This window comes from Longimonas halophila (assembly GCF_002554705.1).
GTDB lineage: Bacteria > Bacteroidota > Rhodothermia > Rhodothermales > Salinibacteraceae > Longimonas > Longimonas halophila.
On record NZ_PDEP01000007.1, the window covers coordinates 19,792 to 36,427 of the forward strand.

The following is a 16,636-nucleotide window of genomic DNA, read 5'->3' on the forward strand; positions in this document are numbered from 1 at the left end:
TGATCTCATTGCTCACCCCTCCACCACCGCCCGAATCGGTCCGTAATTGTTATCGCGGGCCATGACGAACAGGCACTCGCCGCCGGAGCGCTTAGCCCAGACCTGGCCGACGTTCTCTTTTTCGGTGGCGTCGTCGCCCGTTTCCAGGTGACTGCCTTTGTACTCGATCACCAGTTTTCTACCGTCGCGAAGCTTACACACAAAGTCAGGGTAGAACTTGCCGGTAGCGGTTTGCAGCCAGAACGCATGACGCGGCTTCTGTTCGGGATTGCGTACCCAGTGCTTTGTCGCTGCGTACCCGTCGATAAACGAGGCACACTGCGCCTCCTCGCCGTTCATGTCGCCGATTTTCTCTGGACCGTAGTAGTGCTTGTGGAACGTGTACGGCCCGTCGTAGAGCGCGCGGTAGACGTATTCGTCCTGGTATTCAAAGACCACCTCTGGCGATACCGTCACTTTGGGCGCGGTGCCGTTGCCGTACAGCAGCGTCTGAAAAGTCTGCTTGTGGGCCTCGTTGCGGTGCGTGTGGATCCGACTCTCTACAGCGCGCTTCAAGCGGTACTTGTCGCGGATCAGTGCATTGAGTTCGTAGCCTTGCTCTTCGATGAGATGCCGCTGAATGAGCCGTTCAAGATACGTTGTGGCGTCTTGGGGCGTGATGTCCTGGTGCGGAATTGACCGGTCGAGCCAGGCCACGAGGTTGGCAACGGTCCAGTCGCTGTTGTCATCAAGGAGAGCAAGCTGCCGCTGAATCGGACCCATGGAGGCGATGCGGATGCGTCCGTCATCGTCGGTGTCGATGGTGCCGCGCTGGCCTTCGGGGCGCGTCGGTTCGTAGTTGGGCAGCTTCGGTGTGAAGTCGGAAAGCGACCACGGACGGTCCAGGATGTGCGTTTTCTCGAACACGTCGAGCGTGCCGTTGTCCTCGATTGCGAGTTGGGGCACGGTGAAGGGCTCGGCCTCCCGCTCCACGGGTGGCACCGGACGCTGCTCATGCTTTTCTCGTATGGTGCGATACGCCGCATCCACCTGATCCTGCGCCTCGGCATCGCCCTCAAAGCAGGTGTTCAGCATCTGGCGGTCGGTTTCGTTGAGCGGTCCCTGATATGTGAGCGTCTGCGCACCCGCATCTACGTCAACCGCGCCCTTGGGCTCGTCCGGGAGGGCGTCCAGGTCGGGCGCTTTGTTGTAAGTGATCGTGACGGTCGCCGTCGGGGCGGCGCGCTCGGCATCCTCTTGCCCCTCGAAAAGCGGTCCGTAGCCGCGGTCGGGATCTTGCTGCCGGCGTAGACTTTTCCGGACGAGCGTGTCGGCTTCCTGGCGCTCAAATCCATTCTGCACAAGTACATCGCGCACGCTGGTCAGCGCCTCTGTAAACTCGTCGTTGGCCCCAAACGCGTATGCCTTGTTGAGCGCGTCGTGCTGTTTGCGCTGCACGTTGGGCATCCGGAGCACGCGGCCCACGATCTGTTCGATAGCCTGATTCGACCGCATGGCCGCCACCGAACAAAGCACGTAGGCAAACGGGCAATCCCAGCCCTCGCCCAGTTTCTGTACAGTGATGGCGTATCGGATGGGGCATGAGGGATCCGAAAGATCGACGCCTTCCAGATCGTTGTGGCTCTTGTACTCGATGGCGATCTGCTCATCGGGAATCTGGAACTCCTCGCGCAGCGCATCGGCCACCACGTCGGGCGTTAGCGGATCACGGCCTCGGGCCGACTCGGCTTTGATGAGCATGATGGGCCGGATGTACTCGCCCGTGGCGTTGCGTTCTTCTTCGGCTACATCCTCCAGGTGATCGCGCTGCTCAATGGCAATTTCCATCAGTTCGTACCACGGCTGCTTCACCGTAAGCTCAATGGGCAGCTTGATCATATCCTCGGCCTTGAGTTCGGCCGCCGACACGCTCGTAAGCACGTTGCTGGGACGCTCATCCAGGTCGGGTGTGGCGGTGAACTCGATGATGCACGACGGCGCAAAGCGGCGCAGCGTCTCAAATGAAAGCGGCGTGCGCGCATTGTGCGCTTCGTCCACAATCACAATCGGATGCCGCAGCCGCAGCACGTTGGCCAGCGAGCGCTTCGGCGTGCCGTCCTCAAACGCTTCCAGATGATGCGTCTGCTCGGGCGCAAGATCGCTAAAGTGATCCATGAGCGCGCCTGCATCCTCATACACTTTGCGCCCTTCGGTTTCGGTGATCCGAAAGGATTGCATCGTGGCCACGATGACGGTGGTGGCGGTGTCGAGGGTGGCGCGGTTGACTTCCAGCGCATCCGATACGCTCATTACGCGCACCGACGGGGCGTGCTGCTCCAGTGCACGGCGGTACGGGTGCCCTGGCGTCTGCAAGGCCTCGATGGTCTGCTCCAGAATCGTGCTCGTAGGGACGAGCCAGAGCACCACCGACCGGTCGGCCCCGAGCAGGTCGTTGGTGGCGGTGCCGACGGCGTGCGCGGCCACGTATGTCTTGCCGCCGCCTGTTGGAATGCGGATGCACACGTACGGCATCCCCTCAAAACCGGGCACCGGCTGGTACGGCACGCGCTTGTTCAGCGTACGCCCGGTGATCTTGTAGTACGCGCCATCAGCATCATCGAGATCGTTGACGAGGCGAAAGTAGTCGCGCAGGTCGGTAAGGGCTTGCTGCTGGTAGTCTTTAAGCTGAAACATGGGCTGGGGGGATGCGGAGGTGGGGCGGCGAGGTGCGGGCTATGCGGAGCGGACGTCATACGGGATCTGCCGAAAGATGACGCCGTGTTGGTTGCAGGCGGTTTCGCTCACCCGACAGGCTACGCCGTATACGATTTTGGGGCCGGATGTGCCGTTTGTGGGCAGGTCGTTCAGTACGCTGCGGGTGAGCACGTTACCGCCTTCGGGACGCGCATCGCCCAGTACGCCGTTGTACAGCAGGTAGATGGCCATACCGTCGTGCTGGCTTACGAGCGGCGGGTTCATGTCGGCATCAGCAGGAAGCGGGGCGCCGGTTTCGGCGTAGTGGATGTGCCGCGCCAGGTCGTTGTACGCTACGTCGCGGCGGACCGTGCCGTTGGCGTCCATCAGGACCGGACCCAGCGTGGCGTAGCGCATCCCGCTGCCGAGGCCCTCTTTGCGGTCGGTGACTTTTATTTTGCCGGTAAGCGTGAACACGCCGTCATCCATCGAGCGGCTAATCGTGTCGTAGTCGTCTTCGTTTTCTTGTTTGATGGCTTCGCTTTCTGCGTAGATCTCGTTCCCTTTTTTCAACTCACGGACCTGGATCTCCTTTTCCATGAGCGTGGTCTTTTCGGTACCTTCGTATTCGTAGCCCTCAGTGGCGCGCTTCAGGCGCTGCAGGGTGACGTTCTCGGCCACGTCTTCTTCCAACTCCACGAGAATGAACCGGCGGTCGTAGCCATCGGCGGCGTTTTTCTTGAGGACCGCGTGCCCGGTCGTGCCCGTCCCCGCAAAACTGTCCAACACCAGATCGCCCGGATCGGTCGCAATCTCCAGAATGCGTTCGATGAGACGCGTGGGCTTCGGCGTCACGAATACATCGCCCGACGAATCGAAGTCGCAGATCTCAACCAGTTCTTTCTTCGCTTCTTGCGTGTGGCCCACCTCGTCGTACGTCCACAGGGTTTGCGGGACGAGGCCATCCTGAACATCAGACAAGAAACGCTTTAGCTGAGGGATGCTGTCTCCTTCCTTCCCCCACCAAATTTGGTTATTGGCATCCAAACGCTCCAGCTTCTCTTTCGAAATGGACCAGTACCTTCCTGTTGGTGGTCCTTCAATTTCACGCCCAGAAGGTGTTGTGATCGAGTATGTCCCGTGTTTGTAAGGATTGCGAGCAGATAGATCAGACGGTTTCCATTTTCCACGCAGATCGTTGTCCGGATTAATGTATGCGGAGTCTTGCTCTTCCGTCCTCGGCAGCAAATTACGGTCCCAGTTTTCTTTGTCTTTGGCGTAAACAAGGACATAGTCGTGATCCTCCGAAAAGTAGTTTGCGGAGTTCTTGGGGGAATAGACCTTCTGCCAAATCACACTGGCAACAAAGTTCTTCCGCCCAAAGATCTCATCCAGCAGAGCGCGAGCGTGGTGCACCTCGTTGTCGTCAATGCTCATCCAGAACGAGCCGTCGGCGGCCAGCAGTTCATGCAGGAGCATGACGCGTGGATACATCATGCAGAGCCACTTATCGTGGCGCGAGAGGTCTTCGGCCTCCTTGCCCACGGTTTCGCCGAGCCAGCGGCGCATCTGCGGGCTGTTCACGTTGTCGTTGTAGGCCCAGCCCTCGTTGCCCGTGTTGTACGGCGGATCGATGTAGACGCACTTCACCTGTCCGGCATAGTACGGAAGGAGCGCCTTCAGAGCAATCAGGTTATCGCCCTGCACGAGCAGGTTGTCGGCGTCGGGGTCGCCCACCGCGCGGTCGGCGTCCTCCCGCAGCAGCCGAAACGGCACCTCCTGATGATGGCTGCGAACGGCGTCTTTGCCAATCCAATTGAGCGCGGGCATAGCGGTTGGATGTGCGGGGGTATATCATTGGTGTGTGGGTACGTAACATACCGAGCGCCGGTGCCTGGATCAACCCCGTGTGCAGGCCCATGCATGATTTTCGAAACGACGCGGCACAAGACCAGACCTGACAGGTCTCGGAGACCTGTCAGGTCTATTATTAGAAGACGATTTTGCCTTTTCGTGCATCAATACGTACGCTTGTTGTGTTATACACGCCAACAAGAGAGCTCCTTTCTCAACGCACGGGGTGACGCTATGACGAAGATTACCTCCATGCAGTCGCTCTACACGCGCCTCGAACAGGCCGGGGTCTCTCCGTCGTATATCCAGGAGTACGTGCTCCCCTCGTGGTGGAGTCGGGATATGGACTCGGACCCCCATCTTGTCCTGCAAGGCGCGGGGTACATCGCCAAACATCTTGGCATTGATCTACAAGCGCTTCTGCACACCGAGCAGGAACTGTCCGTACGCGATACTGCAGCGACCCAATTCAAGCTGCGCCACGACATCACGGGCCAACACGTGACGTGGGCGCGGGCGGTCTCAATGCGTGCGGCAGAGATGGCTGCCCATGCCCCCCCAACCTCGTTTCAGTGGAAAGGCATGGAGGCTTCGGCCATCCGGACTGCTATCCTCAACACCGGGGCGTCGTGGGTCGGCCTCAAGGAACTCCTGCACTTCTGTTGGGACCAGGGGATTCCTGTGCTCCCCATTGCAGACGTTCCGGACAAGAAGATGGACGGCATGGCTGTTCTCACAGAGGCTGGGGCGCCTGCGATTATCATCAACAAGAGTCACAGTCATCCGTCCTGGCTGCTCTTTATCCTTGCACACGAACTTGGACATCTCTGCCGTAATCATCTCCAAGATCACGAAGCACGGCTGGATGAGGAATACAGCACAGCGCCCGATGCAGACGATGCATATGAGAACGAGGCAAACCGTTTTGCCGTCGAGCTTATCACGGGAGATCCCGAGACGATCGTGAGCGAAGATCGGTATGCAAGTGCAGCGGAACTGGCCCAAGCGGCTATGGATGTGGGGCAGCGCGAACAGATCGATCCGGGCGCTCTTGTCTTGAATCTTGCGTTTCACGCCCCCAATAATTTGTGGGCGCTTGCCAATGCAGCGCTCAACGAGTTGCCTGATGGGCCATCAGGCCACGAACAGATTCGCTCCATCCTGCGCGAGCGCCTGTCCTGGTCGAACTTGCCTGACGAGAGTGCCCAGTTTCTGATGCGCGTTACGGGATGTGGCTCCGTGGATCATCCTGTAGCTGCATAGAGACGAGACCATTCTCATTTCTTTGACCTCCACGTCCAACAACTTTGGTTCTATTCGTTGACAACGACATCGTCCTCAAGCTGGCTGCCTGGGACCTGTGGAGTTCGTTGCGATCCGCATTTGAACCTTCTTCGGTAGACATCGGAGTGTTAGCCACGCTTCCGCATGTCGCTCGGAAAAACCCGTCTGTTCGCGATCGGTTTGGAGATGAGGTCGTACACCGAGTTGAGCAACTTGCAGCGGATGTGTCTTCATCCAAATACTTGTTCTTTGTCGACCAAAGCGGTGTATCTACGGAAGTTTTCAGTCGCCTGTTGATGATCGAAGCGCTCGACGTAGGTGAGGCACTTCTCTTTTCGGCAGCATGTGCACACGACGATAGCTGCCGCGTGGTTACAGGCGACAAACGATGCGTACAGGCGCTCCACCAGTCTGCAGATCCAGTCGCACGCACACTTGCTGGGCAGATACTTTGCCTGGAGCAGATCGTCCGCTCGTTTGCATCTTCGGGTTTATACGAACAGGTGCGCCAATCTGTCGTGCGCAGTCCCGATGTTGATACCACCATCAACACGATAGTCTTTAGCCGAGGCCTCAGCACCCCAAAACCCACTGCAATCGAAGCTCTTGACAGCTATATCCGCAAGCTCCGCCAGCAAACGGGTACGCTCCTGGCCCCCGGTGTCTGAACCCAGATACAGATCTGAAGACCTGTCAAGTCTTGCGTTTCGGAGGAACTACACCCGTACAAGCATCGTGATAGCGCCAGACGGCACATACTTCCTCGCCAAATGGCTGACACGGTCATGTCGCTTACGGATGCTGAATCTTTCGCACAGAATGCAACGGCTCCCGATGCCTCCCCGATGGAGACCATCGCGCTCATTCGCGAGGGCGTGCCGTCCGAGGTGCTCACGCACATCAAGACGGCGCTGGATCTTACGGATGCCGAACTTGCGCGCGTGGTGCGGATTCCCAAGCGCACGCTAACGCGCCGCAAGAAGGACGGGGTGCTGCGTCCCGATGAGTCGGAGCGGGCATTGCGGCTGCTTCGGCTCGTACGTCATGCTGAGGCGGTGTTTGGCGCGACCGAAGAGGCCCGTGCGTGGATGCACACACCGAATATGGCCCTGGGCGATGAGTCGCCGCTTCAGTTTGCGGATACCGAGCCCGGTGCCCGTCGCGTGGATCAGCTGCTCGGTCAGATCGAGCACGGCGTATCGCTATAGCTGCTTGCTTCACATCCCCATCTTTCTGACGCATTCCACTCTCTTCTGTCGTGGCGAAATGGATGACCGCATGGCGTATCACGCAAGCTCAGTACCAGGACACCGCATTCAGTGGAGACGGGGCTAAGCGGTATGGCGGACGGTTCAACAGCGTGGGCGTGCCGGTGGTGTACACGGCGGAATCGGTTGCGCTGGCGACGCTGGAGCTCTTGGTGCGTGTGAATCAGCGCACGCACCTCAACCGGTATGTGCGCATATCGGTGCGCTTTTCTCGCAACCACGTCACCGAACCCGATCCAATTCCCGAGGGATGGGACGCCCATCCGTACGGCCCCGTGAGTCAGTCTGTGGGCGACGAGTGGACGCGCTCGCAGCGGTCGCTTGTGCTCAAGGTGCCGAGTGTGATTGAGCCGATAGAGTCGAACTACCTGATCAATCCGCTGCATCCGGATTATGATATGCTGGAGATCGGCGATCCGACTCTGCTTCAACTGGATTCACGTCTGCTGGATGATTGACCGTCGTGAAAAGACCTGACAGGTCTCCGAGACCTGTCAGGTCTGAACGGAGTCCATGAGGACCGAGCAAGATCGCTTTGTTTTGTGACGGCTTTTCTGTATCGAAATCGAGAGCCCGCACTTGCGCGATGCTGGACCTCAAGGGCCACACAGTATGCTGGGGCGCGGTGTGCATGGTGGGCGAAGCGGAGGGTGCGGTCTTTCCGTAGATTTACGACCGGACCACGGAGAGCGGCATATCGCCTATGTCGCCAAACCGCGTGCACTGGGCCAGGAAAAGCTCGGCAGTGGCAAGGGCATCGGTGAGGGCGTCGTGCGCGGGGTAGGTGGGGAGTCCGCAGCGCTGGCGCAGGGCGGGGAGACGCAGGGCGTCGTCGGCAGCGGAGCGGGTGCCGCGTTCCAGCAGGCGGCGTCCGAGGGCCACCGTGTCGATGACAGGCACCAGCAGCGGCGCACCGAAGCACGAACGGCACGCGGCGTTCAGGAAGCGCTGCTCAACAGGTGCATGGTGGGCGAGAAGTGCAGCACGGGTCATTTCTTGCAATAACGGATTCAAGGCGTCGGCCAGCGGCAGAGCGTCCTGCAGCGAGGCGTCGACGATGCCGTGCACGGTAGCGCTGTCGGCCACGGAGCCGTCAATCTGCACGAGCGTGCGCCGGGCGCTTTGCATCCGAATGCGCCCTTGTTCGATGACGACCCACCCAATGGCTACGATCTGATCGGCACGGGGGTCGAGTCCGGTAAGCTCCAGGTCGACGGCGACGATTTTTATGTCGGCGATGGGCGTGTGCGCCCGGGGCGGGCCGGTGTGGAGCACGGTGCGCAGGGGCTCGTGTACGTCTTTCCGCATCCACCACCAGCGCGTTGCATCCAGCCAGAGCGAGGAGAGCATGAGCGGTGTCACAGGTCAATGGTTAGATTGAAATGTACTCCTCAAACGCTGTCATCCTGAGCGCAGCGGCTCCGCCACGGAGACGCGAAGCCGAAGGATCTCCCGCGCACTTCGCACAACCTCTCTCTCCCGGTAGGCACCCGCCAAAAGGGCAGGAGATGGTTTCTCCGACAGCAGTCGGGGCTTCGTCGCCTATCGGATGAAGTGCGTCTGGAAGCGCTGTTCGAGGGCCGATTGCATGCGCCGCACGATCTTGAACGCGTCTTTCAGGTGGCGCTGCTCAAAATCGGAAAGGGCGCTGGGCGGCACGTAGTTGTCGGGCGTTTCGCCGCGGCGGAGCTGGCTGACCTGGTGGCGCATCCGCACGGTGGCAATGAACGCGAAGGCATCGCTCAGGTCGTTCGCATCGGAGGCGGCGAAGGAGTTGCTCTGCGCCAGCGCCTCCAGTCGGTCCAACGTGTTGACGGGTGCAAGTCCACGGTCGAGCGTGTGGATGCGTGCCAGATCGACGATGGGCACCAGGCCGTTCAGTTTCAAGTCGAGCGTCTTGGTTTCGCCACCGTGGCGCTCCAGCACAAACTGGCGGAAGAACCCGAGCGGCGGGGTGTGCTCCAGCGCATTTACGGTGAGGCTCGCCAGAAAGATGGACTGGTTGGGCGTGCGCTTCAGCACAAAGTCGTGCAGGTTGTGGGCCAGTTGCACGGCTCCGGCCACGGGGCGCCAGTCGAAGAAGATGCTGGCGTGCATGAGGGATTTCGGATCGGGCTCATCCATCCAGTTGCGAAAGTAGCGACGCCATGTATCTACCGGCTGGCGCCAGCGATCGGTCGTAGCCATCACATCGCCCGGACAGTACACGAATCCGCACGCGTCCAGGCCATCGCACACGAAGCGGGCCAGTTGCTCAAAGTAGTGGCCGTGCTGAATGGCGTCGTAGTCGTTGGAGAGCACGAGCGCGTTGTCCTGGTCGGAGTGAATCGACAGTTCGTGGCGCGCCTGCGAGCCCAGCGCCATCCACGCAAACGGAATGGGCGGCGGCCCGATCTCGTCGTACGCCAGTTCGATGAGGCGCTGCGTGAGCGCATCGGCCACGGTGGTGAGGGCACGGCTCACGTCCGCCGGATGCGCAGAGGCATCGGCCAGGTGCTGCATGAGCTGCGGCAGGCGGTTGGATACGCGGGTGAGCCCCTCGACCGAGGATTGCTTCCAGACATCACCCACGAGATACACCGGATGATCGGCCTCCATGCGCATCAGGTCGGTGGTGGTGACCATACCGATGACCCGTTCGCCGTCGAATACCGGCAAATGATGCACGTTGTGGCGGCTCATGGCCAGGAGCGCCTCAAACGCGTAGGCGTCGGCGGAGATGGTGACCGGCTCGTCGGTCATGATGATGCGGCATGGCGCATCATACGACCGGCCTTCTGCGATCACCCGGTTGCGCAGGTCGCGGTCGGTAAGGATGCCCAGCGTATCGCCACCGGTCACGATGAGCGACGACACGCGGGCCTCCGACATGCGCCGAGCGGCGTCCCGAATCGTAGCATCCGCATCAATCGTGATCGGCTCGCGCGTGATGAGGCGCCTGATGGGCGTGGTGAAGACCTGCTGCGTCTGCTGCTCGCGTATGGCATCGCGCAGGCGGTCGGCGTAGGCCCGATTGAAGAAGCGATCGACCGCCGGGTAGTCGCTGCGCAGCGTGTCGAAGTAGGCGGCGGGTATCTGATAGAGCAGCGTATCCTCGATGGTGGTGCAGCGGCGCTGCGCAGGTGCATCGGTGAGCAGCGCGGGGTAGCCGAAGAAGTCGTGCGCATCGAGGCGTGCTACGAGGCGATCGTTTTCGTCGTGGAGCTCCACCGCCCCGGAGCGGATGAGGTAGAGCGCTTCGGGTTCGGCATGCAGCGGCAGCACCACGGTGCCGTCGGGCGCATAGCTGATCTCGATGTGCTTGGCCATGCGGCGCTGCGCAGCGTCGGGGAGCACGTCGAACGGCGGCGTCTCGCGCACAAAGCGCAGCACTTCGGTGACTTCAACAGGCGGCGTGCTCATAGCGGACCCTCTGTGCGTCTGACGCGGGCGGCTGGCTGGGATGCACCAGGTAAGATACGACGTAATGGGCGGAGCATCCACCCTGTAGGGACACGGCGCGCCGTGGTACGTGTTTAGCGACTTGTAGCCCGGAACTGGGAGCGTAGCGGACGTTCCGGGCGGTATCTAAACCAAGTTAGCGGGGCAGAGGGGCCGAAGGTCATGCTCTTTGTGCCATGCGACGAGCGTAAGCAAAGAACCCTTAGCCCGGGATCAGAGGCGAAGCGGATATCCCGGATGGTTATGGAACCACGCTAAACAGATACACACCGTGTCCCTACTGTCTGTTGGAAAGGACATGGTACATTCACATGCAACAGCATTCCCATGTCGAGATCGAAAAGGAGGCGTGGGCCGTCTTCTCACCCGTCCCCTAACTTCGTTTTCTCAACTCGCACTACTCCAGCCCACCCATAATGCGCTGTCCCGAATCAAAGAACTTCACGGTAAGCGGGTCCAATTGGAGGGTGCCGCTCACGTCGCCTTCAGCACGTGCGGCCACAGCTGCGTTAAACTCTCGGTTGGAGATTGCCTGTTGCATCCCCCTGTATATGATACCCAGCGTCTCCTCGCTGACGCTGTAATCGCTCCCATCGAAGAACCCGGACGGCAGGTCCTCAGCCAGTGTGGGCTGCTGGGCCTCAGGAAGCTGCTGCATAGTGATTTGCATGGCCTCCCACTCTTCACGCGGGATGGGCTCGCGATCGGCGTTCTGTTCATAGTCTTCGCGGCGCATCATGCCCGGTACGAATGTTTCGGTAGGCGTTACGTCCACTGCCGTGCCGTCCTCAACCCGCACCGTCCAGTTCGCCATGGGGTAGCCGTCAATGAGCATCATCAGCTCCACCGTGCCAGTGCCGCTGCCGCGTGTCATCTCTACCTGGCTCTGGCGGACGCGCAGCGCATTGGCTACCGACAGGCGCTCTGGAAACCGGATGCTGTCTACTGCCACCGGGGTTGTTTGCGCTGTAACCGCATCAGCCTGCACGTCCACAACGCCCGCATTTCCCAGCGGTAGGTCGATGTAGCGCGTGCCCAAAAGCTTCCCTACGCCGCCACATCCAGCGCATATAACGAGGAAGGCAAGAGCAATCGAAGTACCAAAACGAGTATATGTAGACATAGCGTGGGCACGTATTTCTTGATACAAAACAACCAATGTAGCAGGGGACACGTGCTATCACATGTTGTATAATCAACGAGTTAACGCAGACAGATGCAATCGATTCAACCCCGACGCCCCATCGTCGTATACGGCCATCCATTCTGCACATGCCGCCTGTATCTGACCTTTTGCACCATCCCTGCTGCCGTATGCTGACCGATCCCGATCAGTTTGCTGAGAAGAAGCATCTCATTGAAGCCGCCATTGCGGTGTACCACGACGATCCCGGCGCGCTCACCACGCAGGCGATCTGCGACGTAGCCCGCACCGACCGCCTAACCTTCGCCTCCTACTTTGATGAGCCGGAGGAGGCACTGCAGGCATTCTACACGATTATCTTTACGCAGTATCACCTGCTGCGCCTCTCTACCGAGGGCTACGAACGCTTTTCATTCGAGGAGCGCCTGGCCACGTTTCTCTACATTCTGGTGGATGCACTCGGCGAACAGCGCGCCTTCGTGCAGGCCACCTTCGACACGTCAATGCGCTGCGAGGCGGGCGTTCGCGAGCAGATTCGCACGGAGCTGCAGCGCCTTGCGAGCGAAGACACGCTGCCCGACACCAACCGGTATGTGGCTCTGCAACCGACCGTACTGGCGCTCTGCACCGAAGCGGTGATGCAGATTCTGCGCTTCTGGCTCCACGATGATAGTCCGCAGCAGCAGGCCACCACCGCGCTCATCGACAAGCTGGTGGGCTTTACTGCCGAGGTCGCGACTTTTCGCGGCGTGCAGCGCGGCGCCGACCTGGCCTGGTACGCTACCAAGATCGACGTGCTGGGCCTGCGCCGCCTGCCGGTGGTACGCTGGTTCTGGTCGTAGCCGGCGGTGCCCGCCCCGGCTTCAGACAGAAACACCCCTTCGCGCTCGAAGGTATCGTGTAGTGTTGTATGCCTGTCCAAGCCCGCCCGCGTCATGAACTCGTCTCCTTCTGTTGCATCGCTTCGGAAGCGGCTGCGCCGCATGTATCGCCGCGATGCGCTCTTCCGGTCCCTGGCTGCGCTCTGCTGGGGCGGAGCCGCGGTGGCTGCGCTCGTTCTGGCAGCTGTTGCGCTCGAATCCTGGTTGTGGATGCCCACGAATCTGCGGACCGCACTGCTTACCGCCACCACGGCGCTGTTGGGGGGATACGTAGGGATGCGCGTCCTTCCGCCCTTTCTGCAGTGGACCGGCACCTGGCCGCTGCCGTCCGATGAGACCCTGGCGCGCTCTGTAGGCACCGCCACACCCGCCATTGCCGACCGGCTCGTTACGCTCTTTCAGCTTGACGAAGGCCGCAGCAGCACGGCTCCGCCTGCGGTGCGCTCCGCGGCGGTAGCGCAGCTTAGCGAGGCGCTGGAGCCGCATCCGTTTGATGCCCTTGTGCAGCCGGAGCGTGTGCGCCGCGCTGCGCCCTGGCTGCTCGTGCCCGCGCTGGTGGCCCTGCTGGCGTGGACGGTCTTGCCTAACGCCTCGGCCCGGCTGTTAGCGCCAACGACCTCGTTTGAGCGCCCTGCGCCGTATGCGCTGTCGGTTACCCCCGGCAATGTAGAGCGTGTGCAAGGCGAGGCGCTCACCATTGAAGCCGCCCTGGTGGATCGCATCAGCGCGACCGATCCGGCATCCGTCATTGTGGAGATGGAGACCCCCGACGGGATCCGCACCCAGCGCATGACCGCCCGCAGCGACGGCCCACGGTGGACGCTGGATCTGCCTAACGTGCGCTCTGGATTCGAGTATCGGGTGCGCACACCGAGCGTCACCTCGCCTACCTACACTGTAGATGTGTCCACGCGTCCCCTCGTGCGCGGCCTCAATGTAACGGTCGATCCGCCTTCCTACACCCGCGAGGAAACCGAGCGCCTCGCTGCCAACTCCGGCGATGTCACCGCTCTGCGTGGCAGCCAGGTGTCGGTAGACGCCACACTCGGCGGCGGTCCCATCACCGAGGCCGTGCTTCGCTTCGACGACGGGCGCGAGCGCCCCATGCAGATTGACGACGGCACGGCCACCGGCACCTTCACGGTCTCCGAAGCCGCGACCTACCACATCCACCTGCGCAATACCGACGGCGTGGCCAACCCCGATCCGGTGCGCTACGACGTAACCGCACGGGCCGACCAGCCGCCCCGCGTGTCGTTTGCAGCGCCCGGAGCCACCACAGCACTGAAGGCCGACCGCGTAGCCGAACTGGCGCTGCGTTTGCGGGACGACTTCGGCTTTGCGCGGCTGCGCGTGCACTACCGCCTCGACCGCGGTGACACCGAACGCGACGATGCAGCGCCCGAAGCTCCCTCCGCCTACGAATCCTTCGAGATCCCGCTGGAGCGTCCGCTGCGCACCGAACAGCAGGTAGAGCACACGTGGCTGCTGGTGCAAGACAGCGGCCTTGACCTGCTGCCCGGCGACGAGGTCGTGTACTACGCCGAGGTGTGGGATAACGACGCCGTGAGCGGATTCAAATCTGCCGAAACGCCCACCCAGCGGCTGCGCGTGCCGACGGCAGCCGAGCGCTACGCCGAACTCGACGAGACGCAAGACCGCGCCGCCTCCTCGCTGGAGTCGGTTCGCGAGCAGTCGCAGTCGATGCAGGAGCAGTTCCGCCAGCTTCGCGATGAGGTGCGCCGCACGCAAGAGGCCTCGTGGGAACAGCAGTCGCAGGCCCAACAGATGCGTCAGCAGCAGCAGTCGATGAGCCGCCAGGTCGAAGAGGCGGCCCGCCAGATGGAATCAGCCACGCGCCAGATGGAGCAGCAGGACCTGAACCGCGAGGAAACGCGCCAGATGTATCGCGAGCTGCAAGAGGTCATCCGCGAGATCGACGATCCCGAGTTTCAAGACGCACTCCGCGAGCTGCAGGAGTCGATGGAGTCGATGGACTTCCGCCAGATGCAGCAGTCTATGGAGCAGGTGGAGGAGAACATGCAGTCGTACCAGGAGCGGCTGGAGCGCGCGAAGGAACTCTTCGAGAAGCTGCGCGCCCAGCAGAAGCTCGACGAAATGCGCGACCGCGCTGAGCAGCTCCGCGACACCCAAGACGCCATTCAGGCGGATACTGAGGCCGCTGCTGAATCGGATAGTACGTCGTCGGAAGACACCGACCCCTCCCAGAGCAGCGAGGAGAGCGGCGCTGAATCAGATGCGTCAGAAGCCAACAGCTCCGAATCCGCACAAAACAGCGAGCAATCGGCCCAGGACTTGAGTCGGCAGCAGGAGCGCGCCCGCGAGCGCATGGAGGAGCTGGAGCAAGCCCTCAGCGAAATGAGCGACGAGCTTTCGGATGCGCCGGGCCTCTCGCAAGAGGAGATGCAGGCCATGCAGGAGCAGATGAGCGAATCTGGCATTCAGGAACGGATGCAGGAGGCCGCCGAATCGCTTCAGAACCAGGACTTTCAATCGGCGCAGTCTTCGCAGCAGCAAGCCAGCGACGGACTAAGCGAGATGGCCTCGTCGCTCAGCCAGATGTCGGAAAGCATGTCGCAGGGGCAGCAGTCGGTCAATACGCAGGGCATCTGGTATGCGCTGGAGAACACGCTCTGGCTTTCGGATGCGCAGGAGCGCTTACGCAGCGAAGCCAGCCGCCTCAGCAGCGATGGCGAGCAGCTGCGCTCGCTGAGTCAGGAGCAGCAGCGCCTGCGTACCGGTCTCGAATCGGTGGGCGACTCGCTGTCGGCGGTGGCCCGCAACACCCCGCAGCTCTCGCGTGTGGTGCGCCAGAAGCTGGGTGCGGGCCTCAACGCCATGCAGACTGCCGTGAACGAACTGGACGCCCGCAACGGACGCCAGGCGCATCCGGCTCAGACCGAGGCCATGACGCGCCTAAACGAACTGGCGAAGCTTCTCTCCGACGTACTCGACCAGATGCAGGGCGGAGGCGGCCAGGGCAGCGGCATGTCGATGGGTGAGATGCAGCAGCAGATGCAACAGATGACGGGCGACCAGCAGGCGCTCAACCGGGCGCTGCAGGAGCACCTGGAGAATGTGGCGGGCGAGCGCCTGAGTGTAGATCAGCAAGAACGCCGCTCGCAACTTCGAGCGCAGCAGCGCCGCCTCCAACAGCAGCTCCAGTCGCTCAGCCAGGAAGACGCCGCTGACCGTATGATGGGCGACCTGGACCGGATTGCGGATGAGATGGAGCAGGCGCTCGAAGAGATGGAAAATCCGCGCAACGAGCGCGACTTGCTCGACCGGCAGGAGCGCATCGTCACGCAGATGATGCAAGCGCAACAGGCGTTGCAGTCGCAGGGCCAGAGCGAGAGCCGCGAAGGGCGCAGCGCCCGGGAGATGGAGCAGCGCCGCGCTCCGGGTGAGCTTCCGCCAGAAGAGGCGACCGAGGTACTACGCCAGGGCTTGCTGGATGCGCTGGAGGGCGGCTACAGCGACGACTACGAAGCACTCATCCGCCGGTATTTTGAAGCGCTTGAGGCGCAGGAGGAGTAGGTGTGAAAGTGTGGAGGAATGGAGGTTTGGATGTGTAGAAGTGGGACTCGTCCCGCGTTAAGACCGATTTTTCTTGGTAGAGATTCGCTCTCTCACAGGCTTTCATCCTGAGCGGAGCATCTGCGCCAGGCAGATGCGAAGTCGAAGGATCTCCCCCACACCGGGCACAGCCTTCGTTTGGTAGGCTTCCGCCAACGGTGCCGGAGATGGTTCGACGCGCTTCGCTTGCTCACCATGACAGTGTTGTTGGAGGGATCGTCCTATCTTCCATTGTCATCCTGAGCGAATACCGACAGCCGTCGACAGAAGTCGAAGGATCTCCTCCACGCCCGGCACGGCCTCGCATCCGGTGGGCATTCACCAACCATGCGGGAGATCAATGGTCGGGGCTTCGTCGTCGCCTGCTCACCATGCCAGGTGTTAAACCTGTCAGGGCGGCGTATGACGAATCGCTAACGCGCAGGACGTTCCAGTCCCGCGCTACAGGATCGTCACTCCGGCGCCCGAGACCGAGCATCCATGGACGCGGAAGC

Annotated in this window: 11 protein-coding genes; 6 read left to right on the top strand and 5 right to left on the bottom strand. The window is 61.3% G+C overall.

Annotated elements, in window-relative coordinates; genetic code table 11:
- Positions 1-12: 12 nt before the first annotated feature.
- Positions 13-2,673: a DEAD/DEAH box helicase gene (locus CRI93_RS08345; RefSeq protein ID WP_098062173.1), complete on the bottom strand. Its 2,661-nt coding sequence runs from the start codon at positions 2,671-2,673 to the stop codon at positions 13-15.
- Positions 2,674-2,712: 39 nt separating this feature from the next.
- The gene (locus CRI93_RS08350; protein WP_098062174.1) at positions 2,713-4,503 is read right to left on the bottom strand and encodes a site-specific DNA-methyltransferase; all 1,791 of its coding nucleotides are present in this window, start codon (positions 4,501-4,503) and stop codon (positions 2,713-2,715) included.
- Positions 4,504-4,761: 258 nt separating this feature from the next.
- Between CRI93_RS08350 and CRI93_RS08355 the strand changes: the two genes are divergently transcribed.
- From CRI93_RS08355 to CRI93_RS08370, 4 genes are all read left to right on the top strand, one after another.
- Positions 4,762-5,790: an ImmA/IrrE family metallo-endopeptidase gene (locus CRI93_RS08355; RefSeq protein WP_176521788.1), complete on the top strand. Its 1,029-nt coding sequence runs from the start codon at positions 4,762-4,764 to the stop codon at positions 5,788-5,790.
- 44 nt (positions 5,791-5,834) lie between these two features.
- Entirely contained in the window at positions 5,835-6,479 is a 645-nt protein-coding gene (locus CRI93_RS15140) for a hypothetical protein (RefSeq protein ID WP_141491627.1), read from the top strand.
- 102 nt (positions 6,480-6,581) lie between these two features.
- The gene (gene parS / locus CRI93_RS08365) at positions 6,582-7,019 is read left to right on the top strand and encodes a type II RES/Xre toxin-antitoxin system antitoxin (RefSeq protein ID WP_098062176.1); all 438 of its coding nucleotides are present in this window, start codon (positions 6,582-6,584) and stop codon (positions 7,017-7,019) included.
- 50 nt (positions 7,020-7,069) lie between these two features.
- Positions 7,070-7,537: an RES family NAD+ phosphorylase gene (locus CRI93_RS08370; RefSeq protein ID WP_141491628.1), complete on the top strand. Its 468-nt coding sequence runs from the start codon at positions 7,070-7,072 to the stop codon at positions 7,535-7,537.
- Positions 7,538-7,748: 211 nt separating this feature from the next.
- Here CRI93_RS08370 and CRI93_RS08375 read toward each other — a convergent pair whose 3' ends face one another.
- The 3 genes from CRI93_RS08375 to CRI93_RS08385 all read right to left on the bottom strand — a co-directional run bounded on the left by CRI93_RS08375 (position 7,749) and on the right by CRI93_RS08385 (position 11,643).
- Entirely contained in the window at positions 7,749-8,429 is a 681-nt protein-coding gene (locus CRI93_RS08375; RefSeq protein ID WP_098062178.1) for an exonuclease domain-containing protein, read from the bottom strand.
- Positions 8,430-8,621: 192 nt separating this feature from the next.
- Positions 8,622-10,481: a putative nucleotidyltransferase substrate binding domain-containing protein gene (locus tag CRI93_RS08380; protein ID WP_098062179.1), complete on the bottom strand. Its 1,860-nt coding sequence runs from the start codon at positions 10,479-10,481 to the stop codon at positions 8,622-8,624.
- A 436-nt stretch (positions 10,482-10,917) separates the two neighbouring features.
- Entirely contained in the window at positions 10,918-11,643 is a 726-nt protein-coding gene (locus CRI93_RS08385; protein ID WP_141491629.1) for a hypothetical protein, read from the bottom strand.
- Positions 11,644-11,834: 191 nt separating this feature from the next.
- Between CRI93_RS08385 and CRI93_RS08390 the strand changes: the two genes are divergently transcribed.
- On the top strand, positions 11,835-12,506 hold the full coding sequence (locus CRI93_RS08390; RefSeq protein WP_098062181.1) for a hypothetical protein: 672 nt from the start codon (positions 11,835-11,837) through the stop codon (positions 12,504-12,506).
- A gap of 93 nt (positions 12,507-12,599) precedes the next feature.
- Positions 12,600-16,103 carry a DUF4175 family protein gene (locus CRI93_RS08395; protein WP_098062182.1) on the top strand — a complete coding sequence of 1,168 codons (3,504 nt, stop codon included), beginning with the start codon at positions 12,600-12,602 and terminating at the stop codon, positions 16,101-16,103.
- Positions 16,104-16,636 lie beyond the last annotated feature (533 nt).